At 59.4% G+C, this 10,524-nt stretch carries 14 protein-coding genes and 1 pseudogene; 8 read left to right on the top strand and 7 right to left on the bottom strand.

Annotated elements, in window-relative coordinates:
- Positions 1-32 precede the first annotated feature (32 nt).
- Positions 33-368, bottom strand: a complete 336-nt coding sequence (locus ACP7EE_RS19830) for a hypothetical protein (protein ID WP_426236100.1) — start codon at positions 366-368, stop codon at positions 33-35.
- A 74-nt stretch (positions 369-442) separates the two neighbouring features.
- Complete coding sequence (locus ACP7EE_RS19835; RefSeq protein WP_426236102.1) at positions 443-652, bottom strand: hypothetical protein; 210 nt, start codon at positions 650-652, stop codon at positions 443-445.
- A gap of 177 nt (positions 653-829) precedes the next feature.
- Between ACP7EE_RS19835 and ACP7EE_RS19840 the strand changes: the two genes are divergently transcribed.
- Both ACP7EE_RS19840 and ACP7EE_RS19845 read left to right on the top strand, forming a co-directional pair.
- On the top strand, positions 830-1,069 hold the full coding sequence (locus tag ACP7EE_RS19840; RefSeq protein WP_420649667.1) for a hypothetical protein: 240 nt from the start codon (positions 830-832) through the stop codon (positions 1,067-1,069).
- A gap of 207 nt (positions 1,070-1,276) precedes the next feature.
- The gene (locus tag ACP7EE_RS19845; RefSeq protein WP_420649666.1) at positions 1,277-1,639 is read left to right on the top strand and encodes an NUDIX hydrolase; all 363 of its coding nucleotides are present in this window, start codon (positions 1,277-1,279) and stop codon (positions 1,637-1,639) included.
- Positions 1,640-1,643: 4 nt separating this feature from the next.
- On the opposite strand, the gene ACP7EE_RS19850 is transcribed toward ACP7EE_RS19845, so the two are convergent.
- Positions 1,644-1,886, bottom strand: a complete 243-nt coding sequence (locus tag ACP7EE_RS19850; RefSeq protein WP_420649665.1) for a DUF1652 domain-containing protein — start codon at positions 1,884-1,886, stop codon at positions 1,644-1,646.
- Positions 1,887-1,996: 110 nt separating this feature from the next.
- Positions 1,997-2,896: a polysaccharide deacetylase family protein gene (locus tag ACP7EE_RS19855; protein ID WP_426236104.1), complete on the bottom strand. Its 900-nt coding sequence runs from the start codon at positions 2,894-2,896 to the stop codon at positions 1,997-1,999.
- Positions 2,897-3,115: 219 nt separating this feature from the next.
- Between ACP7EE_RS19855 and ACP7EE_RS19860 the strand changes: the two genes are divergently transcribed.
- The 3 genes from ACP7EE_RS19860 (at position 3,116) to ACP7EE_RS19870 (ending at position 4,855) form a co-directional block, all read left to right on the top strand.
- Complete coding sequence (locus ACP7EE_RS19860; protein ID WP_426236106.1) at positions 3,116-3,793, top strand: SOS response-associated peptidase; 678 nt, start codon at positions 3,116-3,118, stop codon at positions 3,791-3,793.
- Positions 3,794-4,051: 258 nt separating this feature from the next.
- On the top strand, positions 4,052-4,324 hold the full coding sequence (locus ACP7EE_RS19865) for a hypothetical protein (RefSeq protein WP_420649662.1): 273 nt from the start codon (positions 4,052-4,054) through the stop codon (positions 4,322-4,324).
- A gap of 144 nt (positions 4,325-4,468) precedes the next feature.
- Positions 4,469-4,855, top strand: coding sequence for a DUF2784 domain-containing protein (locus ACP7EE_RS19870; protein ID WP_426236108.1), 387 nt, complete (start codon positions 4,469-4,471; stop codon positions 4,853-4,855).
- On the opposite strand, the gene ACP7EE_RS19875 is transcribed toward ACP7EE_RS19870, so the two are convergent.
- Positions 4,852-5,379 (bottom strand): DUF3087 domain-containing protein, encoded by a 528-nt coding sequence (locus ACP7EE_RS19875; RefSeq protein ID WP_426236110.1) that lies wholly within the window; start codon positions 5,377-5,379, stop codon positions 4,852-4,854. The two genes, ACP7EE_RS19870 and ACP7EE_RS19875, sit on opposite strands and share 4 nt — an antisense overlap.
- A gap of 211 nt (positions 5,380-5,590) precedes the next feature.
- Here ACP7EE_RS19875 and ppnN point away from each other — a divergent pair, with 211 nt between their 5' ends.
- Together ppnN and ACP7EE_RS19885 are read left to right on the top strand one after the other, a co-directional pair.
- Positions 5,591-6,964 (top strand): nucleotide 5'-monophosphate nucleosidase PpnN, encoded by a 1,374-nt coding sequence (ppnN, locus tag ACP7EE_RS19880; RefSeq protein ID WP_420649659.1) that lies wholly within the window; start codon positions 5,591-5,593, stop codon positions 6,962-6,964.
- Between the two features lie 139 nt (positions 6,965-7,103).
- The gene (locus tag ACP7EE_RS19885) at positions 7,104-7,355 is read left to right on the top strand and encodes a hypothetical protein (RefSeq protein WP_426204286.1); all 252 of its coding nucleotides are present in this window, start codon (positions 7,104-7,106) and stop codon (positions 7,353-7,355) included.
- A gap of 64 nt (positions 7,356-7,419) precedes the next feature.
- Here the strand turns inward: ACP7EE_RS19885 and ACP7EE_RS19890 are convergent, their stop codons facing one another.
- Both ACP7EE_RS19890 and ACP7EE_RS19895 read right to left on the bottom strand, forming a co-directional pair.
- The gene (locus tag ACP7EE_RS19890) at positions 7,420-8,835 is read right to left on the bottom strand and encodes an FAD/NAD(P)-binding protein (RefSeq protein WP_426236113.1); all 1,416 of its coding nucleotides are present in this window, start codon (positions 8,833-8,835) and stop codon (positions 7,420-7,422) included.
- 33 nt (positions 8,836-8,868) lie between these two features.
- The gene (locus tag ACP7EE_RS19895) at positions 8,869-9,432 is read right to left on the bottom strand and encodes a helix-turn-helix domain-containing protein (RefSeq protein ID WP_426236115.1); all 564 of its coding nucleotides are present in this window, start codon (positions 9,430-9,432) and stop codon (positions 8,869-8,871) included.
- On the opposite strand from ACP7EE_RS19895, the pseudogene ACP7EE_RS19900 reads away from it, so the two are divergent.
- A pseudogene (locus ACP7EE_RS19900) lies at positions 9,427-10,444 on the top strand (DMT family transporter). The gene ACP7EE_RS19895 and the pseudogene ACP7EE_RS19900 overlap by 6 nt on opposite strands.
- Positions 10,445-10,524 lie beyond the last annotated feature (80 nt).

Below are 10,524 nucleotides of genomic sequence, written 5' to 3' on the forward strand. Positions count from 1 at the left end.
GTTTCTGCTTTTTCATGTGTACGGTCTAGCGGTTACAGGCAATCACGAACCGCCTTGCGCAGCGAGGCCGACTTGGCCCATGGCGGCCCCTGATACAGCGAGACCCGGCTGCCATCCTTGTACTTCACGATATCCAGGATTTCGTCAGCCGTGATAATGCTCGGCGCCTTGATGCGATAGCCGTTGGAAATGCCGATCTGCGAAGTCTTCGGGACATCCTTTTGCCACAACGGCAACAGGCATGCGGCGTATTCCTTGGGAGCCTTGCCGCTGGTTTTGCTAATGTTCGGCTCGCCTGGAACCAGGGAGGCTGGCAACGAACAACCGGCCAACGCTGCAAGCAGCATTCCCCCGATCAACATCCGCATGGTGAATCCTTCATCTGAAAAAAAACGCGAATGTACCTTGTAACGGATCGGACATCCATCAGAACACAGTGTCTTTAACCCTCGGAACCTTGGCCTGCATCATCCCTTGCGTTGAGAAAAGTCACCCAGCGCTCGTGCGCGTCGTGCTGCCACTGCGTCACGCGCTCCCATTCCGGGCCGTTCAATTGATGCGCGCTGATCAGCTTCATCATCTCGGTAGTCGCTGCATCCATGTCAATCACCAACTCGTGGGCATGGAATCTGAAATCATCCGTCGTGGTCATGGGCGCTGCCTCGTCAAGTCGGTCACTCCAATACGACACCCATTCGCGCTTGCAGCCCACTCGCCCCGACCAGCGGCATGCAAATCATCCCTGTTCAGCAGCGCTGACGGACGAGTCTTGCGCCGAACCCGGAAAATGCGACTAGTATTTTCTACCGGGAATGTTCTGGAGATGATCATGCGGCTCAACCAAGACGAACACGAACTTCAACGCGACCTGCAGAGCGTTGCATCGGATCTGCGCTGGTCAGCGGTGGAACTCAAGCGTATCGCTGACCAGTTGCGCAAGTCCGGCAACGAAGCGGACGCTCAGGCGGTGCTCAGATCCTGCGAAATACTGCAGAGCGATGAGGAACGTTTGCAACTGTATGCCATGGAAGTGAAGACCCGCGCCATCAGCCGCACCAAGGTGCATTGAGTCTCGACCGCACAGCCAGAGCCCCGGACTGCCGGGGCTTTTTTATGGCAGGCACTTTTAATCGAAAGGCCCCTATGCTCAACGTTAGCTGACTGGCACTTTTCAGCCTGATCAGCGCTCTGAAATCTTGAGGAACCTCTGCGTCCACGCACGGCTCGAACGTTGCAGTTTCATGACCGTTTTATGGCACAAGCAATCGGGTAACCAATGAAACAGAGAGCCACGGTCATCTGCGAACAGGATCGGCACATCCTCCTGGTGCGCAAACCCCGATGTCGCTGGGCCTTGCCGGGAGGCAAAGTCGAGCCTGGAGAAACCTGCGCACAAGCCGCCATCCGTGAATTGCAGGAAGAAACCGGACTCAACGCCGAGCAAGTGCTGTACTTGATGGATGTGCACAGCAGCGACACACGCCATCACGTCTACGAGGCGTCGGTGCTGAACATCGACGAGATGCGCCCGCAGAACGAAATTGTCGACTGTGTCTGGCATCCGCTGGACGCAGTACAGAACATGAAAACCAGCGAAGTCACGTTGCGCATCGTGCGCGCCTTCCAGCGCAGGCTTTAAAGTCCTAACCGGCGAACGCCCGGCGCCCGGCACTCATTTCAGTGCGCAACTCACCAATGAAGTTGGAAATGTCACGAATGGTGACCAAGTGTTCCGGCGACACTCCATTGAGCAGCAAATCGACCCGCCCGCTGTCCGGTTCATAAACCTTGATTTGCAGCAGCCCCTGCGCGGTTTCCGTGCAGTCGCAATTCAGCGGCGAAAAGCCGGACTGGACGATGCGGCAGATGTCGGCGATGGCAAGCATGGGTGGACGCCTCGCAGGCGATGGGGGCGGTTGACCGATTGAGCATAGATGAGCTTTTGTCGCCCCGCTGCTGCCGTACCCGACGGAAAATGCCAACCGCTTCACATCTCTCAGTGGCTGTCGCTGTCCCAGATCCAGTTCCACAGGCCCGGCAGTTGCATCGGCTCGGAACTCTGCTGCACCGTACGCGCCAGCGCGGCTTTTTCCAGCGCGGCGTGATCGTCGTAGAACGGCTTGACGGCCAGATGCACACCAGTAGCCGCCGCGCTGTCGAGCAGAATTTGCAAGTACTCGCGGGTGTGGCGTGCGGTGTAGCGATTCAGATCATGGAAAGTCACCACCACCGGAATTGCCCCGTCCACCGTCGGCAATTCGCCGTTGGCAATCTGCTCGCGCACTTGCGACAGCTGTAAAAGCATGTTCGCCCGACGCCGTGGGCTGGCATTGAAACCCCAGATTTTGCCGTCATTCGCGCTGACGTCGGTCAGCAACACACGCAGCCCATGCCGCTGATAAGCGGCGAAGGTGCGCTTGTCGTAATTCCAGAATGGCGGGCGCAGCAGCGTCGGTGGCGCACCCGTAATCGCCGCGATATCGGCAGTGCCATTGCTCAGCGACTCTTCCAGCTCCTGTGGATTCAGCGAACGGTGATTGGTGTGCCAGTGGGTCGCAGTGTGGAAACCGAGAATGTGCCCTTCAGCATGTTCGCGCTGCATGACTTCGCGACCGATGTCGCTGTTGCCGGCCCGCGGTGCACGTGTCTGGACGAAAAATACTGCTTTGATGTCCGCTTGCACCGGATTGGTTTTCAGACTGTCGAGCACCGTCAGCGTCGGGTTGAACAGGCTCGAAGCACTGGGGCCGTCATCGAATGTCAGCACAAAGCGCACCGGCGCCTGGGTCTTGAGCCGGGTTGCGGTTGGCGCCGTCAGTTCGATCGGTGCCGCGATGCAGCCGGCCAGTCCGGATGCGATGGCGGCTGCACAGAGAAGTTTGAGTCCGCGAGTCATGGTTTGCCTCGAGTCCGACCGTTCCAGTCATGTTGTCGAATGGCAAAACTCCCTCGCCGTTGCTGCCTCTCTCGGCCCGTTGATGCGCGCTGAGGTTGGACAAGATTACACAGGGATTGAATGCGGCGCTCGTTCATTGGCACTCAACACCGTCGTCGGCAAGGACTGAAAGCGCCAACTAAGCTCAAACCTTCAGGCAGTTTTGCCAGAGGCTCGGCCATGTGCGGACGACTCACGCAGTACCGGGGCATTCACGATTTTGTGGCGGTGTTGAGCATTCCCGATGCGCTGACCAACCATGTCGGCGATGCGCCGCTGGCGCGCTATAACGCTGCGCCCACCACGCAATTGGCAGTGCTGCATCAACACGCACAGCAATTGCACGCCGACAATTTGCGCTGGGGCTGGCGTCCGCACTGGGCCAGGGATCGCGCCGCGCCGATCAACGCGCGGGTCGAGAAAGTCGCGCATGGCGTGTTCTTCCGGGCGATCTGGCAACGGCGACTGATTGTGCCAGTCGACAATTGGTTCGAATGGGTCGATTCCGACGATGGCCGGCAACCGTGGCTGATTCGTCGGGCGGATCAGCAGCCGGTTTTCTGTGCCGGTATTGGCCAGTTTCCTGCTCCGGGAGAGCCCCCAAGAGAAGACGACGGCTGCGTGATCATCACCGCTGACAGCGCTGGCGGCATGCTCGACATTCATGATCGGCGGCCGATTGTGTTGTCCGCAGAACTCGCGCGCGAGTGGCTCGATCCGGCGACACCCGCACCACGAGCCGAACAAATGCTGCTGTTCGAAGGCGAGCCGAGCGAGACGTTCGAGTGGTACAAAGTCAGCAAAGCGGTTGGCAATACGCGCAATCAAGGACCACATCTGATTGAGCCAGTGGCCTAAATAAACCCCGCCGTCAGACGTTCTCCAGACAGGTGATTCAGGCGCGTTACAGCTGCTGTTCCAGTAAAGAAACAGGATCAACAAAACAGCCGTTTGACTGAATGCACCGCCCGTCTGACATTTCGATCGTCATACATACATTTACAAACACTACGGATAGCATGCGCGCCGCATTTCCATTTGGCATACCAGTTGACCAAAGAGTCAACAAACAAGGAAATTTCCCTACAACTTGTACAAGCCTTGCAGAGAACTAAGTTGCGCGACGATTTTGCAATCAAACAGGTCAGCGGCCTGGAGTGTGTCCATCTGTCGACGACAGAACGCTTTCAACTCGACTGTTTTATCCGCCACTACATCAAGACCCGAAACCTGAGTGCCGTGCCCGATATCGACCGCATCCTGCGCACTACCCTCGAAAGCTATCCGTGCCATCCGCCGGTAATGGTCAACGAGCTGAATGCGTGGATCGACAAGACCTTGGGTTATCGGGCTGAGCACCCCGATTTCACGCAGTTGGACGGTCTCTGATACAACAATGAAGCCCTGCACAAGCAGGGCTTTTTTGTGCCAAGTGGTTTGCTGACTCGGGGTCAGCCACAGAAAAAATCCCCAGCCATGCGCCGCCTGGCCGAGTAACATTGCAACCATTCAAACTCGCGTCAGGGAGACGACATGCTTTATCGAATTGCCGCCGACGGGCTGGTGCTGTTCCACTTGCTGTTCATTCTGTTTGTGCTCTTCGGCGGGCTGCTGGTGCTGAAGTGGCCGAAGCTGATCTGGCTGCATTTGCCAGCGGCTGCCTGGGGTGTAGCGGTCGAGGTGTTGCACCTGACCTGCCCGCTGACCTACTGGGAAAACCTGATGCGCCACGCCGCCGGGCAAACCGAATACGCCGGCGGGTTCATCGAGCACTACGTGTGGCCGATCATCTATCCCGCCGGGCTGACCCCGCAGATTCAAATGGCATTGGGCAGCGTGGTACTGGTGATCAACCTTCTGGTCTACGGGCGCCTGATCCGCCGCTGGAAACTGCGCCGCGCCGCGCGGATTCCATTCTAGACCGACTTCGCCTTCAACGCTTCCAGCCAGGCCGGATCGAGTCGGGTCTGTGCTGGATCAAGCCCCATCTCTTGCATTCGCAGTTTGTGCTGCTCGACTTCGCGGTGCAATTGCGCGTGATCACTGGAGTTGGCGTCCAGTTCATGCATCTGCGTCAGACCCAGGTGATAGAAGCGCAATACTTTCATCGCCGTCGGATCAGCCTTCTCAACCGCTGCCGTCACTTGATGCATGACGTTGGTCACGCTCATCAGATTGCGCTTGAGGCGCCAGCCGTACACCGCCGGGGCCATCCAGGTCTGGTTCCAGAAGCGTCCGCGCAACAGACCCGCGGTTAGCAGAAACGCCGCAAACACCCCGCCGACATTGAAGCGCAGGTTATCCCCGCCCGGCTCGCCGAACAGCGCAACCGCCGCCGTGGAAAACGACATCGCCAGCACCATGAACAGCACCGCAATGATCAGCGTGCTGCGCCGGGTTTGCTGGCGATAAGTGATGGCATCGATCGGCTGAATCTCGAACATCGTGACAGGCTTCCATGGCTTGAAATAAAAAGAGGCCGGCGCATTATCGCCTCTGAGGCGGATTTAGCTATGCTGGAGCTCCTTTTCATCTTTTCAATGTCCAACGGGGACATGGCGGTACTGCGCAGATCGTGCCATCTTCATTCATGGATACACACTATTCGGATGCCATTGGCCACGCCGGCAATGACATCGTTTTAAGGATCATTGCATGACCCAACGACACGTAATCAATGCCTCGGTCAGCCCGAAGGGCAGCCTCGAAACCCTGTCTCAACGTGAAGTTCAGCAACTGAGCGAAACCGGATCCGGCAGCAGCTACACCCTCTTCCGCCAGTGCGCCCTGGCCATCCTCAACACTGGCGCGCATGTCGACAACGCGAAAACCATTCTGGAAGCCTACAAGGACTTCGAAATCCGCATTCACCAGCAGGACCGCGGCGTACGCCTGGAACTGCTGAACGCCCCGGCCGACGCATTCGTCGACGGCGAAATGATTGCCAGCACCCGCGAGATGCTGTTCAGCGCCCTGCGCGACATCGTCTACACCGAGAACGAACTTGGCAGCCAACGCATCGACCTGAGCAATTCCCAGGGCATCAGCGACTACGTTTTCCAGCTGCTGCGCAACGCGCGCACCTTGCGCCCAAGCGTCGAGCCGAAAATCGTCGTGTGCTGGGGTGGCCACTCGATCAACACTGAAGAATACAAGTACACCAAGAAAGTCGGCCACGAACTGGGCCTGCGCAGCCTCGACATCTGCACCGGCTGCGGCCCGGGCGTGATGAAAGGCCCGATGAAAGGCGCGACCATCGCCCACGCCAAACAGCGCATTCACGGCGGGCGCTATCTTGGTTTGACCGAGCCGGGCATCATCGCCGCCGAAGCGCCGAACCCGATCGTCAATGAACTGGTGATCCTGCCGGACATCGAAAAACGCCTGGAAGCCTTCGTGCGCGTCGGTCACGGCATCATCATCTTCCCGGGCGGCGCCGGTACTGCCGAAGAGTTCTTGTACCTGCTGGGCATCCTGATGCACCCGGACAACGCCGGTCTGCCGTTCCCGGTGATCCTGACCGGGCCGAAACATGCCGCGCCTTATCTGGAGCAGCTCGACGCCTTCGTCGTCGCGACATTGGGCGAATCGGCCAAGAAGCACTACGAAATCATCATCGACGACCCGGCCCAGGTGGCGCGGCAGATGACGCAAGGCCTGAAAGAAGTGAAACAGTTCCGCCGCGAGCGCAACGACGCGTTCCACTTCAACTGGCTGTTGAAGATCGACGAAGGCTTCCAGCGCCCGTTCGATCCGACCCACGAAAACATGGCCAACCTCAAACTGCACCGCGACCAGCCACCGCATGAACTGGCAGCCAACCTGCGCCGCGCGTTCTCCGGGATCGTGGCTGGCAACGTCAAGGACATGGGCATCCGCCTGATCGAGCAACACGGGCCGTACCAGATCCGTGGCGAAGCGGCGATCATGCAGCCGCTGGATGCGCTGCTCAAAGCCTTCGTCGCGCAGCACCGGATGAAACTGCCGGGCGGCGCGGCGTATGTGCCGTGCTATCAAGTGGTGGCGTAACTTTTCCGACCAGGATCGGCCAAGGCGTTGACCGCACATCAACGCCTTCGATAACGACTATGCGCAAGGGTGTTTTTTCATCTCGACGCTCCAGCCATAGAGTGGGCTCCATCTTCTCCCCACCCTTTGGAGCAACATCATGAAAGACATCATTGCCCTGGGCTTCATCGTTTCGCTGATCGGCGCCACCTCGGCCATCGCCGCCCCACACGCCAGCGCCCCCGTGATTGCAGCTGCAACTATTGGCCAGTCCGGTACCTTGAATGTCGACACCGTCGGCATCGACACCGAACGCAAAGGCAGCGTCAACCTGCAACAGAACGCTGAGCAAACCAAACTGTACGTCGCGGAAAACCGCCCTGAGTTCGGTTCCAAATATCAGCGCTACTGAGTCAATAGCTTGAACTGCCAGAAAAAACCAACCCCGCCGATGCGGGGTTTGTTGTATTTGCGCTTCAGCGAATCAGGCGTGCGGCCAGTGCTTTGGCCTGTGCGGCCACATCCGTCACAGCGGTGCTTTCCCACCACATGCCGCGTAATGGCGGGCCAATGGCGAACAATCGGCTGGCGGCTTTTCCGTTGGCATCGACAACCGCGCCATCAACCGCCGCCGCAATTCCCAGCGCCAATGGCCCCGGTTGCACCAGTCCGCGAGCCAGCAATTGCTGCGGTAATGGTCGTGCGACGCGGCGCCAGTCGTATTCGATACCACTGGAGTTGATCAGCGCGGCGCCTTGAACCACGCAAGTTTCAGTCTCGCCGCGACGACGGATGTGGATACTCACGCCGTCCGCCGATGCCGGCTCCAGGCATTTGTAGGAAGCAGCTTGAATTCGCAATCGGTCCTCAACATGCAGACGCTCGACCAGCTCGGCACTCAGCGGTGGCGAACGATGGTGATGGCTTTCCCACCACGGCCGCACGTGCCGTACGAATTGTCGACGCTGCACGTCAGTCGCCTGGCTCCACAACCGACCGATATGCGCACGCACGGTGTCCAGCGGCGCTTGCCAGTCGATGCCTTGGGCAAGCGCGTCCCGGCAATGCCGACGCAGCTCGCGCAACAACTGGCGTGGGGAACGGATGCCGTGATCTTCAGCGAGGAAATCCGCCCATGCCGGTGGTTGCCGACGTACATGTGGCAACAGGCCGTGGCGTGAAAACACTTCAATCGGCCCGCGATGCCCGGCCTGCTCCAGCGAGACCACCGCATCGACCATGGTCAGTCCGGAACCGATGATCAGCACCGTCGATTGCGGGTCGAGCTGGCGCATGGCGTCGACATCCCAAGGATCGAGCGCGGCGGCGTTGAGGCCGCTGGATTGTGTTTGCGGCGTGCGCGCGGCGGGGAACATTCCGGTGGCGAGTACTGCTTGGGCACCTTGTAATTGCTGACCATCGCTCAAGGTGATCTGAACTGCGTCGGCGGTCGTTTGCAAATCCACCACTTCGGCGCGCACATGCTCGACTGTTGAACCGTTGGCAGCGCCAACCTGCCGCGCCTCAGCCAGACGCTGCTGCACATAGACACCAAACAGTCCACGCGGCGGGAACAGTTCGCTGATCGGCACGTGTTGCTGATCCGACTCTGGCCAGCCGCCAGCGGCAATGTGCGCGGTCAGCCAGTGGGTCAGGTCATCGGCGTTGTCCGGATCGACGCTCATACGGGCCGCGTTGCCATTCAGTGTGTGGCCCAACTCCACGGCGCTGTAGGCTTCACCGCGTCCCAGCTCGGCGCGCGGTTCGATGATCAGGATTTGCCGCCGACCGGGTAGCCGCAGCAGCTGCGCCGCAAGCAGGGTGCCGCTGAGGCCACCGCCGATGATCAGGATGTCGGCGTGGCGAAATACTGCGTCTGCGGTTTGGCTCATGCCTTTCTCGCTGTTCAGTGTTGGCTCAATCAATCAGACCACGACATTACGCACAAACCGCGCCGCGACCTCGCCGTCGTTGCGATAGGAATGCGGCTGATTGCTGGCGAACATGTAGAACTCGCCCGCGGCGATGTGCTGCGGTTGATCGCCGAGCATCAGGGTCAAGCAACCCTCGAAGACAAAAATCTGCTCGCTCCAGCCTTCGGCGTCCGGTTGTGAGGGATAGATTTCGCCCGGTTGCAGGCACCATTCCCACTGTTCGACCGCGCGAGTGGCGACGGCTTTGGACAGCAGAACGGCTTTGCTGCCGGGAATACTGCCGGCCCAAGCCACTTCATTGATGCGCCCGGGATCGCGATTGTCCGGGGCCTGGATCAGATCGCTGAAGGCTACGTCGAGTGCTTCGGCGACCCGGTCGAGAGTGGTCAGGCTGACGTTTTTCTCGCCGGCCTCAATTGCCACCAGCATCCGCCGACTGACCCCGGATTTCTCCGCCAGGGTGGTCTGGCTCATGTCGGCGGCATGCCGCAGGCGCCGCACGTTCTGGCTGACGTGCTGCAAGACCGAGGCGCGTTGAACAGAATCTTTGTGCACTATATTGCTCACTGGCTGGGGTTGGGCAGTATACTGCGCAACATTTGGCGCATTGTGCGTCGCCTCTGCAAAAGTGCGCAAGTTCATGACGACAGCCAGCTCCTCTCATTTCTCTCGTTTCAGCAAAGCCGAGTGCGTGCTGGTATTGATCACCATGGTCTGGGGCGGCACCTTTTTGCTGGTGCAGCACGCGATGACCGTCAGCGGCCCGATGTTTTTTGTCGGGCTGCGCTTTGCTGCAGCAGCGAGCATCGTCGCGCTGTTTTCGTGGAAACACCTGCGCGAACTGACGCTGTTCGAATTCAAGGCCGGCGCCTTTATCGGGGTGGCGATCATGCTCGGTTATGGCTTGCAGACGGTTGGCTTGCAAACCATCCCGAGCAGTCAGTCGGCGTTCATCACCGCGCTGTACGTGCCGTTCGTGCCACTGCTGCAATGGCTGATGCTGGGGCGGCGTCCGGGGTTGATGCCGAGCATCGGCATCATGCTGGCGTTTACCGGGTTGATGTTGTTGTCGGGGCCGTCCGGTGCTGCGCTGAATTTCAGCCCCGGTGAAATCGCCACGCTGATCAGCGCCATCGCGATTGCCGCCGAAATCATCCTGATCAGCAACTATGCCGGGCAAGTCGACGTGCGCCGGGTGACCGTGGTGCAACTGGGCGTAACCGCAGTGCTGGCGTTTCTGATGGTGGTGCCGACTGGTGAAGTGCTTCCGGATTTCTCCTGGCTGCTGTTGTGCAGCGCGCTGGGGCTGGGCGCAGCGAGTGCGGCGATTCAAGTGGCGATGAACTGGGCGCAGAAAAGTGTCTCGCCGACCCGAGCCACGTTGATCTATGCCGGCGAACCGGTGTGGGCCGGAATCGTCGGACGGCTTGCCGGGGAACGGCTGCCGGCAATTGCGCTGGTAGGTGCGGGGCTGATTGTGGCGGCGGTGATTGTCAGTGAGCTGAAGACCAAGGGTAAGGTTGTCGCGGACAGCGAAGAAGATCTGAGTCGTGAAACCGAGCAATAAACGCGCCGTTGAAACAATGTGAACCAACCATTTCGAGACTACTTTGTAGGATTCTGAGACATCCTCGCGTTTGGCGATCC

This window comes from Pseudomonas sp. TWP3-2 (genome assembly GCF_049897765.1).
GTDB lineage: Bacteria > Pseudomonadota > Gammaproteobacteria > Pseudomonadales > Pseudomonadaceae > Aquipseudomonas.